This window comes from Geothrix sp. 21YS21S-2 (assembly GCF_030846775.1).
In the GTDB taxonomy this organism is placed as follows: Bacteria; Acidobacteriota; Holophagae; order Holophagales; family Holophagaceae; genus Mesoterricola.
Genome location: NZ_CP132910.1, coordinates 4,228,498 through 4,251,884 on the forward strand (window position 1 = coordinate 4,228,498; position 23,387 = coordinate 4,251,884).

The 23,387-nt window shown below is 69.8% G+C and carries 15 protein-coding genes and 1 riboswitch; of the genes, 9 read left to right on the forward strand and 6 right to left on the reverse strand.

Features of this window, described 5'->3' with window-relative positions; all coding sequences use genetic code 11:
- The first annotated feature begins 65 nt into the window (after nucleotides 1-65).
- From RAH40_RS18735 to metK, 3 genes are all read left to right on the forward strand, one after another.
- Nucleotides 66-1,781, forward strand: a complete 1,716-nt coding sequence (locus tag RAH40_RS18735) for a sodium:solute symporter (protein ID WP_306599125.1) — start codon at nucleotides 66-68, stop codon at nucleotides 1,779-1,781.
- Between the two features lie 18 nt (nucleotides 1,782-1,799).
- Complete coding sequence (locus RAH40_RS18740) at nucleotides 1,800-2,360, forward strand: DinB family protein (protein ID WP_306599127.1); 561 nt, start codon at nucleotides 1,800-1,802, stop codon at nucleotides 2,358-2,360.
- Nucleotides 2,361-2,416: 56 nt separating this feature from the next.
- A riboswitch (SAM-I-IV-variant riboswitch) is annotated at nucleotides 2,417-2,528 on the forward strand.
- A gap of 1 nt (nucleotide 2,529) precedes the next feature.
- Nucleotides 2,530-3,702: a methionine adenosyltransferase gene (gene metK, locus RAH40_RS18745; RefSeq protein ID WP_306599128.1), complete on the forward strand. Its 1,173-nt coding sequence runs from the start codon at nucleotides 2,530-2,532 to the stop codon at nucleotides 3,700-3,702.
- A 374-nt stretch (nucleotides 3,703-4,076) separates the two neighbouring features.
- Here the strand turns inward: metK and RAH40_RS18750 are convergent, their stop codons facing one another.
- The 3 genes from RAH40_RS18750 to RAH40_RS18760 all read right to left on the reverse strand — a co-directional run bounded on the left by RAH40_RS18750 (nucleotide 4,077) and on the right by RAH40_RS18760 (nucleotide 9,618).
- Nucleotides 4,077-5,231 (reverse strand): aminotransferase class I/II-fold pyridoxal phosphate-dependent enzyme, encoded by a 1,155-nt coding sequence (locus RAH40_RS18750; RefSeq protein ID WP_306599129.1) that lies wholly within the window; start codon nucleotides 5,229-5,231, stop codon nucleotides 4,077-4,079.
- Nucleotides 5,225-7,252: a 3-deoxy-7-phosphoheptulonate synthase gene (gene aroF / locus RAH40_RS18755; protein ID WP_306599130.1), complete on the reverse strand. Its 2,028-nt coding sequence runs from the start codon at nucleotides 7,250-7,252 to the stop codon at nucleotides 5,225-5,227. The genes RAH40_RS18750 and aroF overlap by 7 nt, the downstream gene beginning before the upstream one ends.
- Nucleotides 7,253-7,497: 245 nt before the next feature.
- Nucleotides 7,498-9,618: a TIM-barrel domain-containing protein gene (locus RAH40_RS18760; RefSeq protein ID WP_306599131.1), complete on the reverse strand. Its 2,121-nt coding sequence runs from the start codon at nucleotides 9,616-9,618 to the stop codon at nucleotides 7,498-7,500.
- Nucleotides 9,619-9,675: 57 nt separating this feature from the next.
- On the opposite strand from RAH40_RS18760, the gene RAH40_RS18765 reads away from it, so the two are divergent.
- Together RAH40_RS18765 and RAH40_RS18770 are read left to right on the forward strand one after the other, a co-directional pair.
- The gene (locus tag RAH40_RS18765) at nucleotides 9,676-10,167 is read left to right on the forward strand and encodes a DUF4442 domain-containing protein (protein WP_306599132.1); all 492 of its coding nucleotides are present in this window, start codon (nucleotides 9,676-9,678) and stop codon (nucleotides 10,165-10,167) included.
- A 34-nt stretch (nucleotides 10,168-10,201) separates the two neighbouring features.
- Nucleotides 10,202-11,182 carry a hypothetical protein gene (locus RAH40_RS18770; RefSeq protein WP_306599133.1) on the forward strand — a complete coding sequence of 327 codons (981 nt, stop codon included), beginning with the start codon at nucleotides 10,202-10,204 and terminating at the stop codon, nucleotides 11,180-11,182.
- Here RAH40_RS18770 and RAH40_RS18775 read toward each other — a convergent pair whose 3' ends face one another.
- Nucleotides 11,183-12,373, reverse strand: a complete 1,191-nt coding sequence (locus RAH40_RS18775; protein WP_306599134.1) for an acyl-CoA dehydrogenase family protein — start codon at nucleotides 12,371-12,373, stop codon at nucleotides 11,183-11,185.
- Between the two features lie 77 nt (nucleotides 12,374-12,450).
- Between RAH40_RS18775 and RAH40_RS18780 the strand changes: the two genes are divergently transcribed.
- Nucleotides 12,451-13,560 carry a 6-phosphofructokinase gene (locus tag RAH40_RS18780; RefSeq protein WP_306599135.1) on the forward strand — a complete coding sequence of 370 codons (1,110 nt, stop codon included), beginning with the start codon at nucleotides 12,451-12,453 and terminating at the stop codon, nucleotides 13,558-13,560.
- Nucleotides 13,561-13,599: 39 nt separating this feature from the next.
- On the opposite strand, the gene RAH40_RS18785 is transcribed toward RAH40_RS18780, so the two are convergent.
- Complete coding sequence (locus RAH40_RS18785; protein ID WP_306599136.1) at nucleotides 13,600-15,039, reverse strand: SDR family oxidoreductase; 1,440 nt, start codon at nucleotides 15,037-15,039, stop codon at nucleotides 13,600-13,602.
- 200 nt (nucleotides 15,040-15,239) lie between these two features.
- Nucleotides 15,240-15,707, reverse strand: coding sequence for a nuclear transport factor 2 family protein (locus RAH40_RS18790; RefSeq protein ID WP_306599137.1), 468 nt, complete (start codon nucleotides 15,705-15,707; stop codon nucleotides 15,240-15,242).
- A gap of 258 nt (nucleotides 15,708-15,965) precedes the next feature.
- Here RAH40_RS18790 and RAH40_RS18795 point away from each other — a divergent pair, with 258 nt between their 5' ends.
- The 3 genes from RAH40_RS18795 to RAH40_RS18805 are packed head-to-tail and all read left to right on the forward strand — an operon-like array spanning nucleotide 15,966 to nucleotide 23,358.
- Complete coding sequence (locus tag RAH40_RS18795; RefSeq protein WP_306599138.1) at nucleotides 15,966-17,153, forward strand: MdtA/MuxA family multidrug efflux RND transporter periplasmic adaptor subunit; 1,188 nt, start codon at nucleotides 15,966-15,968, stop codon at nucleotides 17,151-17,153.
- Nucleotides 17,150-20,251 (forward strand): multidrug efflux RND transporter permease subunit, encoded by a 3,102-nt coding sequence (locus RAH40_RS18800; RefSeq protein ID WP_306599139.1) that lies wholly within the window; start codon nucleotides 17,150-17,152, stop codon nucleotides 20,249-20,251. Before RAH40_RS18795 ends, RAH40_RS18800 begins: the two co-directional genes overlap by 4 nt.
- Entirely contained in the window at nucleotides 20,248-23,358 is a 3,111-nt protein-coding gene (locus RAH40_RS18805; protein WP_306599140.1) for a multidrug efflux RND transporter permease subunit, read from the forward strand. Before RAH40_RS18800 ends, RAH40_RS18805 begins: the two co-directional genes overlap by 4 nt.
- Nucleotides 23,359-23,387 lie beyond the last annotated feature (29 nt).

Genomic DNA, 23,387 nt, shown 5'->3' on the forward strand with positions numbered 1-23,387 from the left:
GGCCTGGTGCTGTTGAACCTGGCCCTGTGCATCCTGCTGTTCCGCTGGTTCGGGAAGGCCTTCTCGTGAGCGGGCTGGACTGGGCGGTCCTGGGCGGGTGCCTCGCCTTCGTGGTGCTCTTCGGCCTGTGGAAGGGCCGGGGCCACAAGGACTCCACCGGCTACCTGCTGGCCGACCGGGACGCGCGGTGGTTCACCATCTGCCTGTCCATCATGGCCACCCAGGCCAGCGCCATCACCTTCCTCTCCACGCCCGGCCAGGCGTACGTCGACGGCATGCGCTTCGTGCAGTTCTACCTGGGGCTGCCCCTGGCCATGGTGGTGCTCTCCATCACCGCGGTGCCCCTCTTCCACCGCCTGAAGGTCTTCACGGCGTACCAGTTCCTGGAGGAGCGCTTCGACGGCAAGACCCGCACCCTGGCGGCCATGCTCTTCCTGGTGCAGCGCGGGCTGGCGGTGGGCCTGACCATCTACGCCCCGGCCCTGGTGCTGTCGGTGCTGCTGGGCTGGAACATCCACGTGAACCTCGTGCTGGTGGGGACCCTGGTGATGATCTACACCGTCACCGGCGGAACCCGCGCGGTGTCCTGGGCCCAGAGCTGGCAGATGCTCATCATCACCTGCGGCATGGTGGGCGCGGGCGTGATGGTGGTGCACCGGCTGCCGCAGGGGGTGTCGTTCGGCGACGCCCTGCACGTGGCCGGGAGCCTGGGGCGGCTCAACGCCATCGACTTCTCCTTCGACCTGAAGAACCGCTACAACCTGTGGTCGGGCCTCGTGGGCGGGTTCTTCCTGGCCCTCTCCTACTTCGGCACCGACCAGTCCCAGGTGCAGCGCTACCTCTCGGGCAGCTCCGTGGCCCAGAGCCGCATGGGGCTCCTGGCCAACGGCCTGTTCAAGGTGCCCATGCAGTTCCTGATCCTGCTGGTGGGGGCCATGGTGTTCGTGGCCTACCAGTTCACCGCGCCCCCGGTCTTCTTCAACCCGGGTCCGGTGAAGCGGGTGCTCGCCAGCGAGGCGGCGCCCGAATTCCGGAGGGCCCAGGAGGCCTACGGCGCGGCGCTGGCGGACCGCGCGGCCCGGGCGGAGGGCTTCATCCGGGCCCGCCACGGGGAGGGGTCCCTGCCCGAGGCCCGGGAGGAGCTGCTCCGGGCCGACGCCAGGGCCGCGCAGAAGCGCAGCGAGGCCGTGGGCATCATGCGCCGGGCGGACCCCTCCGTGAACCCCAGCGACACCAACTACGTCTTCCTCTGGTACGTCCTCCACAGCCTTCCGGCCGGCCTCGTGGGCCTGGTGCTGGCCGCGGTGTTCTCGGCCTCCATGTCCTCCATGTCCGCGGAGATCAACGCCCTGGGTGCCACCACGGTGGTGGACCTGTGGCGCCGCTACGCGGGGGGGGCCGACACCCGGGGCGAGATGTGGGTGTCGAGGCTGGCCACCTTCGGGTGGGGGTGCTTCGCCATCGCCTTCGCGGAGTACGCGAGCCGCCTGGGCTCCCTGGTGGAGGCCGTCAACATCCTGGGGTCCCTCTTCTACGGGACCATCCTCGGGATCTTCCTGGTGGCCTTCTACCTCAAGGGGGTGCGGGGGGGCAGCGCGTTCTGGGCGGCCCTGGCGGCGGAGGCCGCCGTCCTGGCATGTTTCCTCTTCAGCGGCATCTCATTCCTTTGGTACAACGTCGTCGGCTGCGTGCTGGTGGTCGGCCTGTCGATGCTGTTCCAGAAGCTGGGCGGCGTTCCCGTGGGGACGGACCTGCCCGGCGCCACCCTGTCCCCGGACTAGCACCCAGAGGAGGAAGTCATGATCAGGAACGCCACGGTCCTCGCGGCTCTTCTCGCCGCCTCCAACCTCACCGCCCAGTACGCCGAACCCCCCAAGCTCGACAAGCCTCTGGGCGTGACCCTGGACGGATCCCTCGGCTACGCGGAGAAGGAGTTCGTCCCCGCCCTGGAAGCCATGCCCGAGTCGAAGTTCGCCTTCGTGCCCACCGCGGGCGAGTTCAAGGGCGTCCGCGACGTCGCCGCCCAGGCCAAGCACGTGGGCGCGGTCAACTACTGGGTGGGCTCGGTCATCCTCGGGGAGAAGCCCCCGGTGGACGTGGGCAAGGGGGACGGTCCCGCCGCCCTGAAGGAGAAGGCGGAAGTCCTGGCCTACTTGAAAGGCTCGTATGAGTACGTCCACAAGGCGCTCAAGTCCATCAACGACCGGAACGCGCTGGTGGCCATCAAGTCCCCCTTCGGCGAGGGCGACACGTCCCGCGTGGCCCTCGCGAACATCCTGCTGGCCCACACGATGGACCACTACGGGCAGATCGTGGTGTACCTCCGCATGAACGGAATCGTGCCGCCGGCCAGCCGTTGAGGGGCCGCCCGCTTGCCACCGGCGGGTTGACAAAACCGGGGGCCAGCCCAAGAATGGCAGTGCATGTAGAGTGCCCTGAAAGGGGTCGGCAACCGAGCAGGAAGCTGCGGTGCCCTGGACCTACGGGTTCCATGCGCAGGAGACCAACCTGAAACCCCTGGAGCGCATGATGTCGAGCAACTACCTTTTCACCTCGGAGTCCGTCTCCGAAGGCCATCCCGACAAGGTCTCCGACCAGATCTCGGACGCGGTCCTGGATGCCTGCCTCGCCCAGGACCCCAAGTCCCGGGTCGCGGCGGAGACCCTGTGCAACACGGGCCTGGTCGTCATGGCCGGCGAGATCACCACCAACGCGGTGGTGGACTACATCCAGATCGCCCGCGGCGTCCTGAAGGACATCGGCTACGACAGCACCGACTACGGCATCGACTACCGCGGCTGCGCCGTCATGGTCTGCTACGACAAGCAGTCCCAGAACATCAGCCAGGGCGTCACCGAGGGCGAAGGGCTCCACAAGGAGCAGGGCGCCGGCGACCAGGGCCTCATGTTCGGCTACGCCTGCGACGAGACCGACGCGCTCATGCCCGCTCCCATCCACTACGCGCACCGCATCATGGAGCGCCAGGCGAAGCTCCGCAAGGAGGGCCGCTTCGCGTGGCTCCGCCCCGACGCCAAGTCGCAGGTCACCCTGCGCTACGTCGACGGCCGCCCCGTGGGGGCCGAGAGCATCGTGGTCTCCACCCAGCATGCCGAGGACGTCCCCTACGAGGTGCTCCGGGACGCGGTGATCGAGGAGATCATCAAGCCCGTCATGCCCGCGGCCTGGCTCAAGGGCACCGAGTACCTCGTCAACCCCACCGGCAAGTTCGTCGTGGGCGGCCCCCAGGGCGACTGCGGCCTCACGGGCCGCAAGATCATCGTGGACACCTACGGCGGCTCCGCCCCCCACGGCGGCGGCGCCTTCTCCGGCAAGGACCCCTCGAAGGTGGACCGCTCCGCGGCCTACGCCGCGCGGTACGTGGCCAAGAACATCGTCGCCGCGGGCCTGGCCTCCCGCTGCCAGCTGCAGGTGGCCTACGCCATCGGCGTGGCCAAGCCCGTGAGCGTGATGGTCACCACCTTCGGCACGGGCGTCATTTCCGACGCCCAGCTGGAGAAGCTCGTGGCCGAGCACTTCGACCTGAGCCCCAAGGGCATCATCACCACCCTCGACCTCCTGCGCCCCATCTACCGGGACACCGCCAGCTACGGCCACTTCGGCCGGGACGGGTTCCCCTGGGAGCGCACGGACAAGGCCGAGGCCCTCGCCGCGGCGGTCAAGGGGCTGGAAGTCCGGGTCTGACGGCATTCCCCAGTCAAGCCGGGCCCCGTCGGGGCCCGGCTTTTTCGTGGGCCAGGGCCTGTCGGCAAACCCCGGCAAAGGCGTAAATGGGCTTCATCCTGCCTTTTCCCCTCAATTCATCCCTGTCCTGGCAGGGCAAGCCTGCAGGGAAACGGCGCGCAGGCCACCCGCCATCACGGACCCATCCCGGCACTTGCCCTGCTGGAACGGGGATAAATTGGATTGATGGGATGAAAGGGATTTAATCCTCTGCGCCTGTGGGTTCAGTCTTTTCGAGGTGCAAGCCGCCCGCTTATCGGATGCCGCGGATGGGCCGGGAAAGCGATCACACTCGCAGAGAAGGGTTTTCAGCCGGGTCGATTCCCAAACGTCCGCTACCCGAAGAAGGTCCGCATGCGCTCCAGCGCCTTGTCCAGCGCCTCCAGGGACGCGGCGATGGAGATGCGAAGGTACCCGGGCGCGCCGAAGGCGGTGCCGGGCAGCACCTTAACCCCGGCCTCGTCCCGGAGGCGCGCCGTGAGTTCCGGGTCCGAGGCGACGCCGTGGGCCTCCATCCATCCGGCCACGTGGGGGAAGAGGTAGATCGCCCCCTCGGGGCGGCCGCAGCGGATGCCCCGGATGGCGTTCAGGCCCTCCTGGAGCCGGTCCCGGCGGACCCGGAGGCCCTCGGCCATCTCCCGCTCGAAGGCGCCGTCCAGGCCCAGCGCGGCGATGCCGGCGTGCTGGCTGATCATGCTGGGGTGGGTGACGCTGGTGGAGCCCAGGCTGGTCATGGCGCGGATGAGGCCCAGGGGGCCGGCGGCGGCGCCCAGGCGGTAGCCGGTCATGGCGAAGCGCTTGGAGAAGCTCTCCACCAGGAGGGTGCGGTCGGCCAGGTCGGGGCAGGTGCGCAGGAAGGGGAGCTCGGGGCCGTCCAGGGTGAGGGTGCCGTACACCTGGTCCAGCACCAGCCAGAGGTCGCGCTCCAGGATGACGTCGGCCAGGTCGTGGAGGCGCGGGAGGTCCCACACCCTCCCGGTGGGGTTGGAGGGCTGGTTGAGGATGACGGCGCGGGTGCGCGGGCCCAGCGCCCGGTCCAGGGCGCCCTCCGCGGGCAGGAGGTCCGGGCCCGGCGGCACGATGACCGGAGTGCCTCCGGCCCAGGCCACCTGGTCCTTGAAGGTGGGCCAGTAGGGGGCGAAGATCAGCACCTCGTCCCCGGGCTCCAGGACGCACCGGAGGGCGTCGAGGATGGCGGGCTTGCCGCCGGCGGTGACGAGGAGGTTGTCGGCGGTGCGGGGGACCCCGTCCCGCCGGGTCAGGTCGGCGGCCAGGAGCTCGCGCAGGGCGGGCAGGCCCTGGGCGGGGCCGTAGCGGGTTCGGCCCTCCAGGGCGGCCCGGGCCGCGGCTTCGCGCACGGCCACGGGGGGCAGGCCCTCGGGCTCGCCCACCGTGAGGTCCACGGGGTCCGGGTGGAGGCAGGGCGCCGAGGCCCCGGCCATGGTGGGCGAGAGGCCGGCGCTGCCGGCGCGGGTGTTGAGGGTCACCATTTCTTCCCCTGGGAATCCACGATGGGTCGCAGACCAGCATACAGCGCCGCCATGTCCTCGCGGGTGAGGGCCTGGTCCTTGTCGCACAGGGCCTCGGAGGGGTTTGGGTGGGCCTCGACGATGAGGCCGTCGGCGCCGGCGGCCGCGGCCGCCAGGGCCAGGGGCACCACCAGCTCGCGCACGCCCGCGGCGTGGGACGGGTCCACGATGACGGGCAGGTGGGTGAGACGCTTCAGGACGGGCACCGCGGCGATGTCCAGGGTGGCCCGGGTGGCGGTCTCGAAGGTGCGGATGCCCCGCTCGCAGAGCACCACCCGCTGGTTGCCGCCGTGGAGGATGTACTCGGCGGCCAGCAGCAGCTCCTTCACCGTGGCGCTCATGCCGCGCTTGAGGAGGATGGGCTTGTCCAGCTTGCCCAGCTCCTTGAGCAGGGCGAAGTTGTGCATGTTGCGGGCGCCCACCTGGAGCATGTCGGCCTTGCTCGAGACCGCGAAGATGTCCTCGATGGTGAGGATCTCGGTGACGATGGGCATCTCGCACTCGCGGCCGGCCTCCTCCAGGTAGCGCAGGCCCTCGAGGCCCAGGCCCTGGAACGCGTAGGGCGACGTGCGGGGCTTGAAGGCGCCGCCCCGGAGGATGGTCGCGCCCGCGGCGCGCACCATGCGGGCGCCGTCCATGATCTGCTGGCGGCTCTCCACGGCGCAGGGGCCGGACATGAGCACGAAGTGGCCCTCGCCGATGGTGACGTTGCCGATCTTGAAGGTGGTGCGCACGGGGCCGGCGGCGGGGGCGGGCCCGGGGACGGGGCGCGCCTCGCAGGAGAGCACCGGCTCGGGCGCGGCCGTGGCGGCCTCGGGGGCCAGGTGGGCCTCCTGGCCGCGGGTGCGCCGGGGGTAGGTGCCCAGGACCCGCAGGTGGTTGCAGGAGCCCCGCAGCTCCTTCAGGGCCCTGCCCAGCGCCGGGGCGTCCTGGTGCCCTTCCACGTCCACGAAGAAGAGGTATTCCCAGGGGGTGTCCGGCAGGGGCCGGCTCTCGATGCGGGTGAGGTTGGCCCCGGCCTCGGCGAAGATGCCCAGCGCCTTGGAGAGGGTGCCCTCGTGGTGGTTCAGGCGGAAGACGAGGGACGTCTTGCTGGGCACGCGCGGGTCGGGCGGCTCGGGGGCCCGGGAAAGGAGCAGGAACCGGGTCTCGTTGTGCTCCTGGTCGGCGATGCCGGTGGCCAGGACGTCCAGGCCCCGGGCCCGCGCCGCCTCCTCCGAGCAGATGGCCCCCACGTCCCGGGCGCTCTCCTCCAGGAGCGACTCGGCGGCTCCGGCGGTGTCGAACCAGGGCTGGCGGGTGACGTCGTCCATGGCCCGCAGGAAGCCCTCGCACTGGGTGAGGGCGGCGGGATGGCTGCGCACCACGCGGATCTCCTCCAGGGTGACGCCGGGCTTGGCGGCCAGCACGTGGTCCACGTCCCACACCTCCTCGTCCACGATGTGGAGGAGGTTGTCGATGAGGAGCCGGTTCACGTCCGCGATGGCCCCGCCGATGCTGTTCTCGATGGGCAGGAAGCCGTAGTCGATGGCCCCGCACTGCAGGGCCTCCACCACGTCCAGGAACATGGGGTGGCCCACGAGCTCGCTGCCCTGGGTGCTGCGGGTGGCCATGAGGTGGGCCGCGGCCGCCGAGCTGTACGAGCCCAGCACGCCCTGGTAGCCCACCTTCACCTTGCGGGCGCGGGAGACGCTGCCCTCGACCACGGGCTCCTGGAGCCGGCGGGAGTGGCTGAGGATCTCCTTGAGGATCCTGCGGGCGAAGGGGGCCGAGAGGCCCAGGTCCTCGGCGTCCCTGATCCAGGCGGAGAGCACGTCCCGTTCGCGGTCGTTGTCCATGACGGGCTTCTCGCCGTCGGCCGCCTTGGCGCCGGCCACCAGGCGCACCGCGTCGAAGCGGCGCGCCAGGAGGCGGATGAGTTCGCGGTCGGTCTCGTCGATCTCCCTGCGGGCGGCGCCGAGGGTTTCAAGCTTGGGGTCCATGGGGTTCTCCTGGGGTGTCCGCCCTTCCCGGCAACGAAAAAACCCGTCCGCCAGGTCATGGGGGACGGGTTCGAAGGGGTGCGGGAGCTGCTAGCTTCTAGGGCTCCATGCCTCGACCAGTCCTCCGCCGCCGCCGTAATAATTACGGCGGGCGGCGGGGGTAAAGGTGAAGGTCGCGGAATGGGCGGTCATGTTCCTGCTCTAAGGGATGGATTGGATCATGGATCGGGCGCGCTGCCAAGCCTTCAGAACGGGCCCTCCCAGCAGAACGCCCGGTCGCCTGTTGGTAACAGCCTTTCGATCGTTATGTTTGCGGCGGGCCTGGGCCGGCGGCCCTGGGTGCTCAGGATCTTGAGGTCGACAATGTCCCCGCGCAGTTCGGCCTGGTAGGTGACCAGGCGGAAGTCGCCGTTGCGGTAGGCGAAGCCGTCGCCCGCGTCGTGGTAGAGCCGGCCCTGGGCGCGGCCGTCCTCGCCGGGCACCACCAGGAGGGCGGTGGCCCCTTCGGGCGCCTCGGCGGTGCACATGGCCCCCGGTCCCAGCGGGAGGATGCTCCCGCCCCTTGCGAAGAGGCGCGCCTGGTGGCGGTCCTCCAGGTCGCCCTCCACCAGGGACAGGGGATGCCAGGGACCCCTGGGCCGGGGGGCGCTCCTCGTGCCGGGCGGAACCACCAGGAGGTCGCCCCCCACCAGGAAGCAGCGCTCCTCGCTGCGCAGGGCGGGGTTGGCGGGGTCGGCCAGGAACAGGGGCCGCATCACGGGCAGGCCCGTGGCGGCGGCTTCCTGGAAGCAGGTGTAGAGGTAGGGCAGGAGGCGGTAGCGGCGCAGCAGGGCGATGCGCGCGGTCCGCTCCACCCCGGGTCCGAACGCCCAGGGCTCCTTCTTGCGGGTGCCCTTGTCCGAGTGGCCCCGGCAGAAGGGGAAGAAGGCTCCGGTGCCCACCCATCTCGCCCAGAGGGACGGGGAGGGGTCCCCCACGAAGCCCCCCAGGTCCGGGCCGTTGAAGGGCTGGCCCGAGAGGCCCAGGGTCAGGCTCATGGGCGTGGCCAGCTTGAAGTCGCCTTCGGTCGAGTAGTTGTCCCCGGTCCACGTGGCGGCGTAGCGCTGGCCGCCCAGGAAGTTGGAGCGGGTGAGGATGAAGGGGCGCCGGTCGGGGCGCGCCCCCAGCAGGCCGTCCCGGGTGGCGCGCACCATGAGCATGCCGTAGAGGTTGTGGTACTGCAGATGGGAGCCCGGCCGGAGCCCGCCCCCGCCGGCGTGGCGCGCGGTCTCCGGCAGGGTCAGGTCGGGCCCGTCGAAGATCGAGGGCTCGTTCATGTCGTTCCAGAGCCCGGCCACCCCGGCTTCCAGCAGCGGGGGATGCAGGCCCGCCCACCACGCCCGCACCCGCGGGGAGGTGAAGTCCGGGAACACGCAGGAACTGGCCCACACCTTGCCCTTGAAGACGCGCCCGGCCTGGGTGGTGATCCAGGCCCGGGCCCGGGTGCCGGAGTCGAAGACGGGGTAGCCGGGCTCGGCGCGCACCCCCGGGTTGATGGTCACCACCAGCCGGAACCCCATGGCGCCCAGGTCGGCCGCGAGTCCCGCGGGATCCGGGAAGCCCTGGGGGTTGAAGGTGAAGACGCGGAACCCGTCCATGTAGTCGATGTCGAGCCACAGGGCGTCGCAGGGGATGCCCCGCTCCCGGAACTCCCGGGCGACGTCCCGCACCCGCGTCTCGGGCACGTAGGAGTAGCGGCACTGGTGGTAGCCCAGGGCCCACCGGGGCGGCAGCTCCATGCGCCCGGTGAGGTCGCCCAGGGACCGGAGCACGTCCGCGGGCGTCGGGCCCCGGAGGATGATCACCGGCAGGCCCGGGCCCTGGCTGGTGCAGACGATCTCGACGCCGCACTCCAGTTCCGCCTTCCAGCTGGTGTCGAAGATGACGCCGAAGGCCGAGCCGTCGGGCCTCACCGCCAGCACCCAGGGATGGCTCTGGTACAGGCGGCGGCCCTCGTCCTTGGCGTAGCCGGGGTAGCCGCTGTTCCACAGGATGACGGTCCTGCCGTTGCGCCGCAGGGGCCCCGCCACCTCCCCGGTGCCGTAGAGGTCCGTGCCCGGATCCAGGGGGATGGCCGCGCGGAACCGGCCCCTGGAGATGCCGAAATGGGGCCAGGGCCCCCAGTCCGGGGGCAGGGGGCCGGTGATGGCCAGGGGGCGCGCGAGGCTGGGGGAGGGCGGAAGGGACTCCGGCTCCAGGCCCTCGGGCAGGAAGAGGGCCACCCCCGGGGCCATCTCCCCGCAGGCGCCCACCGTGAGGTTGCCGTGGGTCCGGAAGTGTGCGAGGAGCAGGTCGATGAGGATGGGGAAGCGGCGGCTGGCTTTCATCGTGCTGCCAGGGATGGCCGGAACTGGACGGAGGTTCCGCAAACCCTATGCTGGGCCATGGACACCTTCGAGCTCCTCCGCCGCACCTTCGCCCTGCGCCTGCTGGGCTGGGCCCGCATCCCGCTCCTGGCCTCGGTGCGCCCCACCCTCGAGGAGCTGGACGCGGACCACTGCGTCGTCCGGGTCCCCCTCCGGCGATGGACGCGCAACCACCTGGGCTCCATGTATTTCGGTGCCCTCGCCATCGGCGCCGACTGCGCCGGGGGGCTGCTGGCGGTGGAGCGGATCCGGGCCCGGAAGGCGGGGCTCACCCTCGTCTTCAAGTCCTTCGAGGCCCGGTTCCTGAAGCGCCCGGAGGCGGACGTGCGCTTCATCTGCGAGGACGGCGCCCTGATCGGCGAGCTGGTGGAGCGGGCCCTGGCATCGGAGGAGCGGCAGACCGCGCCGGTGAGGGTGCGCGGCGCCGTGCGGACGCCTTCGGGCCTGGAAACCGTGGCGGAATTCACCCTGGAGCTCAGCCTGAAAAAAACGGGAAGGGCGGTGCTGTAGGCCTATATTGGGGTGGCTTCCTGGAGGTTCCGCCATGCACAAAGGCGCCTGGGTCCTTCGCGAACCCCTCTCGGTCCTGGATTCCGTGGACGAGCCGTACCTGGAGACGGCCCTGGCCACCCTGGGCGACCATGAGATCCTCCTGCAATTCGCCCCCGCCACCCCGGACCTGCGGGTCTTCCTGGACGGCAACGCCGTCTTCGAGCTGGGACAGGCCTCGCCGGCCGGAGCCTGGTTCAAGCTGTGCCGGGAGCTGGGGTATGAGCCCGAAGTCCACTGGGACCTGGATCCGGCCCTGATCCTGTTCCGGCAGGTGGTTCCCGCCCTCGCCCGGGACTGGCGCGAGAACCCCCTGCCGTTCACGGACCTGGGCCTGCCCGAGGGGGTGGTCTGCCTGGCCTCGGTGCAGGCGGCCTGGGAGACGGCAGTTACCGGCCTGTTCGGGAAGAGGGACGCCCCGGCCCGGCAGGTGGCCGCCTGCTTCGAGGGCCTGCCCCTGCGGGCGGTGGTCTTCCATGACGACCCCTCCCGCCGGGAGGATTTCGTGGGCACCGGGGTGGACGAGCCCCTCCTGGGCGTCTACCTGCACCTGGGCGCCTCGCGCAGCCGCCGGGTGACCCTGTCCAAGGCCACCGTGGTGGCCACCGGCGGCCTGAAGATGAGCCCCTGGGCGATGGGCGGCGAGTGGACGGAGGACGGCCGGGACTACCGCGGCACCCTGCGCCCCGAGGCCTTCCTGTGGGCCGCGGGCCTGGGACGCGAGGTGCCGCCGGGCTTCGGGCCCGCCTTCCAGGAGGCGCTGAAGTCGGTGCTGGGCGTGGTGGACCCGGTGGTGGAGGCCTACCGCCGCGCCTGGCCCACGGGCGTCGTGTGGCACCGGGACCCCTTCGCCCGGTACCTCAACCACATGATCGTGGACGTGCGCATGGAGGGCGGCCGGGCCCTGCTGATCCTGGACGACGGCACGGACATCGCCGTGGCCGGTCTCAAGAGCGGTTCGGTATGCGTGCCGTGATCACCGGTAGGCGGCGATCCCCGTCACCTCCTCGCCGATGATGAGGGTGTGCATGTCGTGGGTGCCTTCGTAGGTGTAGACGCTCTCCAGGTTGGCCATGTGGCGCATCACGGGGAACTCGTCCAGGATGCCGTTGGCGCCCAGGATCGTGCGGGCCTTGCGGCAGATCTCCAGCGCGGCGTTCACGTTGTTCATCTTGGCCATCGACACCTGGGCGGGGGTGTAGTTGCCCTGCTCCTTCAGCCGGGCCAGCTGCAGCACCAGGAGCTGGCCCTTGGTGAGCTCGGTGACCATCCAGGCCAGCTTCTCCTGCTGGAGCTGGGTGCCGGCGATGGGCTTGTCGAACTGCACGCGGCTCTTGGCATAGTCCAGGGCGCACTGGTAGCAGGCGTCGGCGGCGCCCAGCGCCCCCCAGGCGATGCCGTAGCGGGCCTGGGTGAGGCAGGACAACGGCGCCTTGAGGCCCCGGGCCAGGGGCAGGAGGCCGGCCTCGCCGTCCACCTCCACGTCCTCCAGCACCAGTTCGGACGTGACCGAGGCGCGCAGGCTCCACTTGCCGTGGGTCTCGGGGGCCGAGAAGCCCTTGGTGCCCTTTTCCACCAGGAAGCCGCGGATGCCCTCGTCGGTGCGGGCCCACACCAGGGCCACGTCCGCCACGGTGCCGTTGGTGATCCACATCTTGGTGCCGTTGAGCCGCCACCGGCCGCCGGGAAGGCGCTCGGCCCGGGTGAGCATGCCGCCGGGGTTGGAGCCGAAATCGGGCTCCGTGAGGCCGAAGCAGCCGATCTTCGCCCCCGAGGCCAGGAGGGGGAGCCAGTGGTCCTTCTGGGCCTCGCTGCCGTAGGCGTGGATGGGCCACATCACCAGGGAGCCCTGCACCGAGGCGAACGAGCGCAGGCCCGAGTCGCCCCGCTCGAGCTCGTACATGAGGAGCCCGTAGGCGGTCTGGGACAGGCCCGCGCACCCGTACTTCTCGGGCAGCGTGGCCCCGAAGAAGCCCAGCTCCCCCATCATCGGCACCAGGTGGGCCGGGAAGGTCCGCTCCTGGGCGTGGTGTTCGATGATGGGCAGCACCTCCCGGTTCACGAATTCCCGGGCGGTCTCCCGCACCATGCGCTCCTCGTCCGTCAGCAGGCCCTCCAGGGCCATGTAGTCGGTCATGTGGGTGAATTTCGCGTAGGCGCCGGACATGGATCCCCTCCGTCAACGCCTGATAGTGCCACAATGGGGGGATCTCCTCCCAACCCTTTCCCAGCCGTGAGAATCCCATGAACAGCTCCATCCGACGCGTGGCCATCTGCACCGGAGGCGGCGACGCCCCGGGCCTCAACGCCGTCATCCGCGCCGCCACCATCGCCGCCCAGCGCCGCGGCTGGGAGGTCTACGGCATCCGCGAGGGCTTCAACGGGATCTTCTTCCCCGAGCGCTACGCCGACGGGGGCGTCTTCCGCCTCACCCGGGACCGGGTGCGGGGCATCACCCACCTGGGCGGCACCCTCCTGGGCACCACCAACAAGGGCAACCCCTGCCACTTCCCCCTGAAGATGCCCGACGGCACCATCCGCGAGGTGGACCGCACCGACGAGATCCTGGAGTTCTTCGCCAAGCGCGAACTCGACGCCCTGATCTCCGTGGGCGGCGACGGCTCCCTGACCATCGCCAACGCCCTGGCGGAGAAGGGCCTGCGCGTGGTGGGCGTCCCCAAGACCATCGACAACGACCTGGACAAGACCTTCACCACCTTCGGGTTCGATTCCGCCGTGGCCTTCGCCACCGAGTGCCTGGACCGCCTGCACAGCACCGCCGAGAGCCACCAGCGGGTGATGGTCGTGGAGGTCATGGGCCGCTACGCCGGGTGGATCGCCCTGCACGCCGGGATCTCCGGCAGCGCCCACGCCATCCTCATCCCCGAGATCCCCTTCGACCTGGACAAGGTGGTGGAGGCCATCCGCACCCGCGACTTCCACAACCGCATGTATTCCCTGGTCATGGTCGCCGAAGGCGCCGCGCCCAAGGATGGCGCCCGGCTCGTCGCCGCCGCCGCCGAGACCGGCCACGCCGAGCGCCTGGGCGGCATGGGCGACCAGGTGTGCAAGGCCCTGCAGGAGCGCACCGGCAAGGATTCCCGGTGCGTGGTGCTGGGCCACCTCCTGCGCGGCGGCAGCCCCACCTCCTTCGACCGTCTGGCGGCCCTGCGCTTCGGCGCCGCCGCCGTGCGCGCCCTGGACGAGGGGTACAGCGGGGTCATGGTGGCCCTGGCCGTGAACGGCGTGAACTATGTGCCGCTCGCCGAGGTGGCCGGCCGCATGAAGGGCGTGCCCCTGGACGGGGATACGCTCCAGACGGCGCGGGACCTGGGAATCTGCATGGGGGACTGAAACCGGGAAAGGGCCGCGAGGGAGACGCTCCCCCGGCGGTCAGGCCCCGACGGAATGCCGCCCGATGCCGCGCAGCATCCTGGCGAACACCACCTGGTGCACCGGGAACAGGGCATACCAGTAGGCCTGCCCCCAGAACCCCACGGGGTCGAAGATGGCCGTCTGGCGCAGCGTGCAGCCCTCGCCATCCGGGGTCACCTCGAATTCCAGCCAGGCCCTTCCGGGCAGTTTCATCTCGGCGCTCAGACGCACCAGCCGGCCCGGCTCCAGGGCCTCCACCCGCCAGAAATCCACCGCATCCCCCACCCGCAGGTCCTCGGGGTGGGCCCGGCCGCGCCTCATGCCCACCCCCCCGGCCAGCAGATCCAGGGCCCCCCGCAACCGCCAGAGGGCATTGCAGGCGTACCAGCCCGTCGCGCCGCCGATGCGCTGGACGGCGGCGAAGGCCTGGGCGGGCCGTGCAGCCACACTCAGGGTGCGGGTATCCACCAGGCGGGTGCCGAAACGGACGCCGCCCCAGGTCCGGGTCCGTCCCGAGGAGGACAGGGCATCCGACCAGCGCGTGCCGGCGTAGGCGGCATCCTCGTGCACCAGGGCCCGGCGGATGGCCTCCTCCGCGCTCATGGGACGCACCGCGAAATGCCTCAGGGCCCGGTCGTCCACCACCAGGGAAGGATGGCGGATGCTGTTGATGAGCTTCCGGCCGATGCGGGCGTACACCGGGGTGACCAGGCCCAGCCAGAGACTGGAGAGGTAGGGGGTCAGGAACGGCACCGGGATCATGAGCAGGCGGATGCCCCGCTGGCGGGCATAGGCACGCATGATGTCGCCGTAGGTCACCCGGTCCGCCCCGCCGATCTCGAAAACCCGACTCCCCTCCATGGGAACCGGGATCGCGGCCAGGAGGTAGGCCACCAGGTCCTCGATGGCGATGGGTTGGGCCAGGACCGAGACCCACCGCGGGGTGATCATCAGGGGCAGCCTTTCCACCAGAGCCCGGATCAGTTCGAAGGACAGGCTCCCGGAACCCAGGACGATGGATGCCCGGAACTCCAGCACCGGAACCCCGCTCTCGCGGAGGATGGCCCCCACTTCCTGGCGGCTCCGGAGGTGGGGGGACAACGTCCCCGCGTCCGTGTGGCCCAGCCCTCCCAGGTAGATGATCCGCCGGACGCCCGCATCCCGTGCCGCGGCTCCGAAGTTTTGGGCAGCGAGGCGGTCGTCCGCCTCGAATTCCCCTGCCGAACCCATGGAATGCACCAGGTAATAGGCCACCTCGACCCCCTCCAGGGCCTCCCCCAACCCGGTGTTTTCCAGGACATCCCCGGCCACGACCTGGGTGGCGGGGCCCACCCGCCCCTGGAGCCGCCCGGGTTGGCGCACAAGGCAGCGCAGGGCATGGCCTTCGCGCTCCAGGGCCCGCAGGAGCCGCCCGCCAACGTAGCCTGTGGCGCCGGTCAGGAGAATGAGGTTGTTCATGGGTGCACCACTCCCGGGTGGAACCTGGGGAGAAAGGGCATCGGGCCGTTCCGCCGGAGGGGACGCAGCCAGACTACGCCTGTTTCGCGGATCCTGAAGCTGGTGGTGGGCGAATTGAGTGTTTCCGCCGCCAGGCCCGGATCCCCCGCCGGAGATGGAGCAGACACCCTCTCAGGTCCAGGTTCGTTGAATTGTTTGATCTATTTGCCCGTGGCCCTGTGGTTCCGGATGCGGTCCCTGACCTCGTCCATCAGGGGGTTGGGGATGGGCACGGACAGATTGTACTGGAGCAGCTTCCAGGCGCCGTCCCGCAGCTCCAGAACGCCGCTCCCGCGGCAGGGGCCCAGGTTGGGGGTCTCCAGGTCCTCCTCGAAATAGGCCACGGCGCCCCGCCCGGCGAAGGCGACGGTGCGGCGCGCCGCCCGGAAGGACCAGGCCCTGCCCCGGGCGAAGAAGGGGTGGGCGAAGGCCCGGAAGGCGGGCTTGGGCCAGCGCTCGGCGGGGTCCGTGCCCAGGAACACGGCCTCCTCCGCCAGGTGGCCGAAGTAGCGGGCCTCATCGGCCTGGGCGGCGGCCAGATGCCAGTCGTCCAGCACGGCGGCCACCGCCGCCTCCGGGGTGGGGGCGGCCACGAGGGCGGGGACCAGGAGGAGGGCGTGGGGGACCATGGTGACCTCGAAGCGCAGTTGTCGGGGGTAAGGGGCCGGGCGGGGGTTAGAATGACGCAGGGACCTTCTTTCAGGGGGGTCATTTCACCGTAAACGCTTGGCTTCACCCGCGGTCCAAGGTTAGAGGGCGCCCGGCGGATCCGGAATAAACGTCCCATCCGTCACGACTTTGCTAGAATACCTCTGGTAACGATGTGTATCCCGAACACCCGTCCGGTGGGTTGACCCCTCGGCATTTCCTACAGGTCTAGGCTCCCCATGGACGCAAACGAATCGGTTCTCAATAATCCTCTCGAAGCCGGCACCTCCCGCAAGGGGTGGAAGATCTGGCTGGGCCTCGCCGTGGTGGTCGCCGTGGCGGGGATCGTGACGGTGAAGAGCCTCTCAGGCGGCGCCAAGGCGGCGCCCCCCCAGAGGGCCGTCCCGGTGGCCTCGGGGGTGGCCCGCACCGGGGACATGCCCGTGAACCTCTCCGGGCTGGGCACCGTGGTGCCCACGGACGCGGTGACGGTGAAGACCCGGGTGGATGGCCAGATCATGAAGATCCACTTCCGGGAAGGGCAGCTGGTGGCCGCGGGCGACCTGCTGATCACCATCGACCCCCGGCCCTACCAGGTGCAGCTGCTCCAGGCCGAAGGGCAGATGGCCAAGGACCAGTCCGTCCTGCGCAACGCCCGCATGGACCTGGCGCGCATCCAGTCCCTGTTCGACCAGAAGATCGTCTCCCGGCAGCAGCTGGACACCCAGAGCGCCCTGGTCGACCAGTGCGAGGCCGCCGTCAAGGCCGACACCGGGTCGGTGGAGAGCGCCAAGCTCAACCTCACCTACAGCCGCATCACCGCGCCGGTCTCGGGCAAGGTGGGCCTGCGCCTGGTGGACACGGGCAACACCGTCAAGGCCTCGGACGCCACGGGCCTGGTCACCCTCACGCCCATCTCTCCCATCAACGTGCTCTTCTCCGTTCCGGCCGACAACATCCAGAGCGTGCTGGACAGCAGCAAGGGCGGCAAGGCGCCCGTGGTGGAAGTCTATGACCGCGACATGACGAGCCGGCTGGCCTCCGGAACCCTGCTCGCCGTGGACAACCAGGTGGACGCCACCACCGGCACCGTGCGCATCAAGGCCCAGTTCGCCAACAGGGACGGCGCCCTCTTCCCCAACCAGTTCGTCAACGCCCGGCTCCTGGTGGACACCCTGCGCGGGGTCCTCATGATCCCCGCGGCCGCCGTTCAGCGCAGCCCCACCGGCACCTTCGTCTACGTCATCAAGCCCGACGCCACCGTCGAGCTGCGGCCCGTGGAGCCCCAGGCCACGGAGGGCGACGTCACTGCCCTGCGCAAGGGCCTCAAGCCCGGCGAGAAGGTCGTGGTCAGCGGCCTCGACAAGCTGCGGCCCGGCAGCAAGGTCCTCGAGGAAGGGCAGGGCGCCCCCAAGGCCGCCAAATGAATCCATCCAGGCCGTTCATCCTCCGGCCCATCGCCACGTCCCTGCTCATGGCCGGGATCATGCTGGTGGGCATCCTGGGCTTCAAGCAGCTGCCGGTGTCGGCCCTGCCCCAGGTGGACTACCCCACCATCCAGGTGCAGACCTTCTACCCCGGCGCCAGCCCCGACGTGGTGGCCACGGCCATCACGGCCCCCCTGGAGAGGCAGTTCGGCCAGCTTCCCGGCCTGAACCAGATGACCTCCAGCTCGTCGGAGGGTAGCTCCCTGGTCACCCTCCAGTTCGTCCTGGACCTCAACATCGACGTGGCCGAGCAGCAGGTGCAGGCCGCGGTGAACGCCGCGGGCACCTACCTGCCCGCCGACCTTCCCAACCCGCCCATCTACTCCAAGACGAACCCGGCCGACGCCCCCATCCTCACCCTGGCCCTCTCCTCGGACACCCTGGCCCTGCCCAAGGTGGAGGAGTTCGCCGACACGCGGCTCGCCCAGAAGATCAGCCAGCTGCCCGGCGTGGGCCTGGTGAGCATCAGCGGCGGCCAGAAGCCCGCCGTGCGCGTGCAGGCCAACCCAGCGGCCCTGGCCTCCTACGGCCTCTCCCTGGCCGACATCCGCACCGCCGTGGGCGCGGCCAACGTCAACCAGGCCAAGGGCGCCTTCGACGGGAAGATGCAGTCGTACGCCATCGGCGCCAACGACCAGCTCCTCTCCTCCGCCCAGTACAAGCCCCTGGTCATCGCCTACAAGAACGGCAACCCCATCACCCTCCAGGACGTCGCCACGGTCGTGGACGGCACCGAGAACGCCAAGCTCGCGGCCTGGATGAACAGGACCCCGGCCGTGATCCTCAACATCCAGCGCCAGCCCGGGGCCAACATCATCGCGGTGGTGGACCGCATCAAGACCCTGCTCCCGCAGCTCCAGGCGTCCATCCCCGCCGCGGTGAAGATGCAGATCCTCACGGACCGCACCACCACCATCCGCGCCTCGGTGGAGGACGTGGAGTTCGAGCTGATGCTCACCATCGCCCTGGTGATCCTGGTGATCTTCCTGTTCCTGCGGACCTTCGCGGCCACGATCATTCCCAGCTTCGCCGTCCCGCTGTCCCTGGTGGGCACCTTCGCGGTGATGTACGTCCTGGGCTACAGCCTGAACAACCTCACCCTCATGGCCCTGACCATCTCCACCGGCTTCGTGGTGGACGACGCCATCGTCATGATCGAGAACATCATGCGGTACATCGAGGAGGGCGTGCCGCCCATGGAGGCGGCGCTGCGCGGCTCGGAGCAGATCGGCTTCACCATCGTGAGCCTGACGGTCTCGCTCATCGCGGTGCTCATCCCCCTGCTGTTCATGGGCGACATCGTGGGCAGGCTATTCCGGGAGTTCGCCGTGACCCTGGCCGTGACGATCATCGTGTCGGCCGTGGTGTCCCTGACGCTCACCCCCATGATGTGCGCGCGGCTCCTGCGCAACCAGGCCGAGCACGAGAAGGGCCGGTTCTACCAGTCTTCCGAGCGGGTCTTCAAGGCCGTCATCGCCTTCTACGGCCGCACCCTCACCTGGGTCCTCAAGCGCCAGACCGCCACCCTGTGGGTGGCCGTGGGCACCCTGGGCGTCACGGTGCTGCTGTACGTCTGGATCCCCAAGGGATTCTTCCCCGTGCAGGACACCGGGGTGATCCTGGGCATCTCCGAGGCCCCCCAGACGGTATCGTTCAAGGCCATGGCCCGCAAGCAGCAGGAACTGGCCGAGGTGATCCTCCTGGATCCGGCGGTGGAGAGCCTGTCCTCCTTCATCGGCGTCGACGGCACCAACTCCACGCTCAACTCCGGCCGCATCCAGATCAACCTCAAGCCCCTGGACGAACGCAAGCTCAGCGCAAGCGACATCATCCGGCGCATCAAGCCCGAGCTGGAGCGCATCGACGGCATCAAGCTCTACATGCAGCCCGTGCAGGATCTCACGGTCGAGGACCGGGTCAGCCGCACCCAGTACCAGTACTCCATGGAGGACCCCGACTCCAAGGTCCTGGGCACCTGGGTGCCCCGGTTCGTGGCCGAGATCTCGAAGATCCCCATCCTGCGCGACGTGGCCAGCGACCTCCAGGACAACGGCCTCCAGACGCGCCTGGTCATCGACCGCTCCAGCGCCGCGCGCCTGGGCATCACGCCCAAGATGCTGGACGACGCCCTGTACGACGCCTTCGGCCAGCGCCAGATCTCCACCATCTTCACGGAGCTGAACCAGACCCGCGTGGTCCTGGAGACCATGGAGGGATTCCGGGAGGGGCCCCGCGCCCTGGACAACGTCTTCCTCAAGTCCTCCACGGGCGGGGCCGTGCCCATCACGGCCATCACCCGGGTGGAGAACAATTTCGCGCCACTGGCCATCAACCACCAGGGGCAGTTCCCCGCGGCCACCATCTCCTTCAACCTGGCCCGGGGCGCCTCCATCGGCGACGCGGTCAAGGAGATCGAGAAGGTCCGGGCCCGCATGGACATGCCCGGCAGCCTCCAGTCCGAGTTCAAGGGCACGGCCCAGGCCTTCCGGGCATCGCTGGTCAACACGCCGTTCCTCATCCTGGCCGCCCTGGTGACCATGTACATCCTGCTGGGCGTCCTGTACGAGAGCTACATCCATCCCGTGACCATCCTCTCCACCCTGCCGTCGGCGGGCGTGGGGGCCCTGCTGTCCCTCATGATCTGCCGCACCGACTTCAGCGTCATCGCGCTCATCGGCATCATCCTGCTCATCGGCATCGTGAAGAAGAACGCCATCCTGATGATCGACTTCGCCATCGACGCCGAGCGCAAGGAGGGCCTGCCCCCGGAGGAGGCCATCTACCAGGCCTGCCTGCTTCGCTTCCGGCCCATCATGATGACCACCATGGCCGCGCTCCTGGGCGCGGTCCCCCTGGCCATGGGCACGGGCGTGGGCGCCGAGCTCCGCCGGCCCCTGGGCATCTCCATCATCGGCGGCCTCATCTTCAGCCAGGTGCTGACCCTCTACACCACCCCGGTCATCTACCTCGCCTTCGACCGCATCGCGCGCCGGCTCAGGGGCCTGCGCAAGGCCGGCGTCCCGGCCGAGGCCCGATGAGCATTTCCGCCCCGTTCATCCGGCGGCCCATCGCCACCTCCCTCCTGACCATCGCCATCGCCCTGGCCGGGAGCCTGGCGTTCAAGTTCCTGCCGGTGTCCCCGCTGCCCCAGGTGGAGTTCCCCACCATCCAGGTGTCGGCGGGCCTGCCCGGCGCCAGCCCCGAGACCATGGCCTCCTCGGTGGCCACGCCCCTGGAGCGGCAGTTCGGGCGCATCGCGGGCATCACGGAGATGACCTCCAACAGCTCCCTGGGATCCACCAGCATCACCCTGCAGTTCGACCTGAACCGCAACATCGACGCGGCCGCGCGCGACGTGCAGGCCGCCATCAACGCCGCCCGGGGCCAGCTGCCCGCCAACCTCCCCAACAACCCCCGCTACCGCAAGGTCAACCCCGCGGACGCCCCGGTGATGCTCTTCGCGCTCACCTCGGACATCGTTCCGCGGCAGAACATGTACGACATCGCCTCCAAGGTCCTGCAGCAGCGCCTTTCCCAGGTGCCCGGGGTCGGCCAGGTCTTCGTGTGGGGCGGCGCCCTGCCCGCGGTGCGGGTGGAGGTGGATCCCGACGCCCTCCACGCCCGGGGCCTCGGCCTCGAGGACGTGCGCCGGGTCCTGGTGGCGGCCAACGTCAACCAGCCCAAGGGCTCGCTGACCACCGAAGGCACCACCAGCATCATCAACACCACCGACCAGCTGCTCAAGGCCAAGGACTACGGGGACCTGGTCATCGCCTTCAAGGGCGGCACCGCCCTGAGGGTGGCGGACGTGGCCAAGGTCACCGACTCCGTGGAGGACCTGCGCAACGACGGCCTCACCAACGGCAAGCCCTCGGTGAGCATGGCCGTCTTCCGGCAGCCCGGGGCCAACATCATCGACACCGTGGACGCGGTGCGGGCCCTGGAGCCCCAGCTCAAGGCCTCCCTCCCGCCCTCCGTGACCTTCGAAGAGGTGCTCGACGCCACCCAGACCATCCGGGCCTCGGTCAAGGACGTGGAACGGACCCTGCTGATTTCCATCGGGCTGGTGATCCTGGTGGTCTTCATCTTCCTGCGGGACTGGCGCTCGACGCTGATTCCCAGTGTCGCCGTGCCGGTGTCCCTGGTGGGCACCTTCGGCGTGATGTACCTGCTGGGCTACAGCGTGGACAACCTCTCCCTCATGGCGCTGACGGTCGCCACCGGCTTCGTGGTGGACGACGCCATCGTGGTCGTGGAGAACATCACCCGGCACCTGGAGGGGGGCCTGGCCCCCTACGAGGCGGCCATGGAGGGGGCGCGGGAGATCGGGTTCACCGTGCTCTCCATCAGCATCTCGCTTTGCGCCGTGTTCATCCCCATCCTCCTCATGGGCGGCATCGTGGGCCGGCTCTTCCGGGAGTTCGCCGTCACCCTGTCGGTGGCCATCCTCATGTCCATGGTCGTTTCGCTCACCACCACGCCCATGATGTGCGCCCGGCTCCTGCGGCCGGCCTCCGAGGCCCACCACGGCAGGCTCTTCCTGGCCTCCGAGCGGTGGTTCAAGGCGGTCCTGGGCGGCTACGAGCGCAGCCTCTCCTGGGTCCTGCGGCACAAGCGGCTGACCTTCATGACGGCCCTGGGCACCGCGGCCGCCACGGTCCTGCTCTACATCTTCGTGCCCAAGGGCTTCTTCCCCCAGCAGGACACGGGCCGGATCATGGGCGCCATCCAGGCCGACCAGTCCATCTCCTTCCAGGCCATGAAGGGCCGGCTGCGGGAGTTCGTCACCATCGTCAAGGCCGACCCGGCGGTGAGCGCGGTCTCGGGCTCCGTGGGCGGCGGCGGCACCACCAACACCGGCCGGGTCTTCGTGGCCCTCAAGCCCATGAACGAGCGGGACGTCAACGCCGACCAGATCATCAACCGCCTGCGTGGCAAGCTCTCCAAGGTCGCCGGAGCCACCCTCTACCTCCAGCCGGTGCAGGACATCCGCATCGGGGGCCGGGGCGGCAACGCCCAGTTCCAGTACACCCTGCAGGGGGACGAGTCCCGGGAGCTGTTCCAGTGGGCCCCCCGCGTCTTCGAGAAGATGCGGGGCATCAAGGAACTGGCCGACGTGAACACCGACCAGCAGAACCAGGGCCTCCAGGCCAGCGTGGTGGTGGACCGCCCCACCGCGGCGCGCCTGGGCGTGACGCCCCAGATGATCGACAACACGCTCTACGACGCCTTCGGGCAGCGGCCGGTCTCGACCATGTACACCGACCTCATCCAGTACCACGTGGTGCTGGAGGTGGCCCCCGCCTACTGGCAGAACCCCGAATCCCTGGACAAGATCTACGTGCACTCCACCACCGGGGCCATGGTGCCCCTTTCGGCCTTCGCGAAGTTCAGCCGGGAGACCACCCTGCTGGCGGTGGCCCACCAGGGCCAGCTGCCCTCGGTGACCATCACCTTCAACCTGGCCCCCGGGGTCGCCATCGGCGACGCGGTGACGGCCATCGAGAAGGCCCAGGAGCAGATCCGGCTCCCGGCCACCATCCGGGGCAATTTCATGGGCACGGCCCAGGCCTTCAAGGCCTCCCTGGCCAACGAGCCCATCCTGGTGCTGGCGGCCTTCCTGGCGGTGTACCTCGTGCTGGGCATCCTCTACGAGAGCCTGATCCACCCCCTGACCATCCTCTCCACGCTGCCGTCGGCGGGCCTGGGCGCCCTGGTGGCCCTGCTCATCTGCGGCACGGAACTGAGCTTCATCGCCTTCATCGGCATCATCCTGCTCATCGGCATCGTGAAGAAGAACGCCATCCTGATGATCGACTTCGCCATCGAGGCCGAGCGCCGGGAAGGCCTGACCACCGAGGAGGCCATCTTCCAGGCCTGCCTCCTGCGGTTCCGGCCCATCACCATGACCACCATGGCCGCCCTTCTGGGAGGCCTGCCCCTGGCCCTGGGCCGCGGCGCGGGCGCGGAGCTGCGCCGCCCCCTGGGCATCGCCATCGTGGGGGGCCTCATCGTCAGCCAGGTGCTGACCATCTACACGACGCCCGTGATCTACATCTACATGGCGCGGTTCAGCCGGTGGTTCGTGGCGGCCAAGGACCGGTTCCTGGGGCGCCTCCGGGGGGCTCCCGTCCTGGAAAGTTGAAAACATCAGGGGATCGGGGCATGATGGGG

Coding starts and splice junctions, on each gene's coding strand:
- RAH40_RS18780 (WP_306599135.1), top strand. CDS start 12,451: ATGAACAGCTCCATCCGACGCGTGGCCATCTGCACCGGAGGCGGCGAC.
- RAH40_RS18790 (WP_306599137.1), bottom strand. CDS start 15,707: ATGGTCCCCCACGCCCTCCTCCTGGTCCCCGCCCTCGTGGCCGCCCCC.
- RAH40_RS18800 (WP_306599139.1), top strand. CDS start 17,150: ATGAATCCATCCAGGCCGTTCATCCTCCGGCCCATCGCCACGTCCCTG.
- RAH40_RS18785 (WP_306599136.1), bottom strand. CDS start 15,039: ATGAACAACCTCATTCTCCTGACCGGCGCCACAGGCTACGTTGGCGGG.
- RAH40_RS18760 (WP_306599131.1), bottom strand. CDS start 9,618: ATGAAAGCCAGCCGCCGCTTCCCCATCCTCATCGACCTGCTCCTCGCA.
- RAH40_RS18740 (WP_306599127.1), top strand. CDS start 1,800: ATGATCAGGAACGCCACGGTCCTCGCGGCTCTTCTCGCCGCCTCCAAC.
- metK (WP_306599128.1), top strand. CDS start 2,530: ATGTCGAGCAACTACCTTTTCACCTCGGAGTCCGTCTCCGAAGGCCAT.
- RAH40_RS18775 (WP_306599134.1), bottom strand. CDS start 12,373: ATGTCCGGCGCCTACGCGAAATTCACCCACATGACCGACTACATGGCC.
- RAH40_RS18750 (WP_306599129.1), bottom strand. CDS start 5,231: ATGGTGACCCTCAACACCCGCGCCGGCAGCGCCGGCCTCTCGCCCACC.
- RAH40_RS18770 (WP_306599133.1), top strand. CDS start 10,202: ATGCACAAAGGCGCCTGGGTCCTTCGCGAACCCCTCTCGGTCCTGGAT.
- RAH40_RS18795 (WP_306599138.1), top strand. CDS start 15,966: ATGGACGCAAACGAATCGGTTCTCAATAATCCTCTCGAAGCCGGCACC.
- RAH40_RS18805 (WP_306599140.1), top strand. CDS start 20,248: ATGAGCATTTCCGCCCCGTTCATCCGGCGGCCCATCGCCACCTCCCTC.
- RAH40_RS18765 (WP_306599132.1), top strand. CDS start 9,676: ATGGACACCTTCGAGCTCCTCCGCCGCACCTTCGCCCTGCGCCTGCTG.
- aroF (WP_306599130.1), bottom strand. CDS start 7,252: ATGGACCCCAAGCTTGAAACCCTCGGCGCCGCCCGCAGGGAGATCGAC.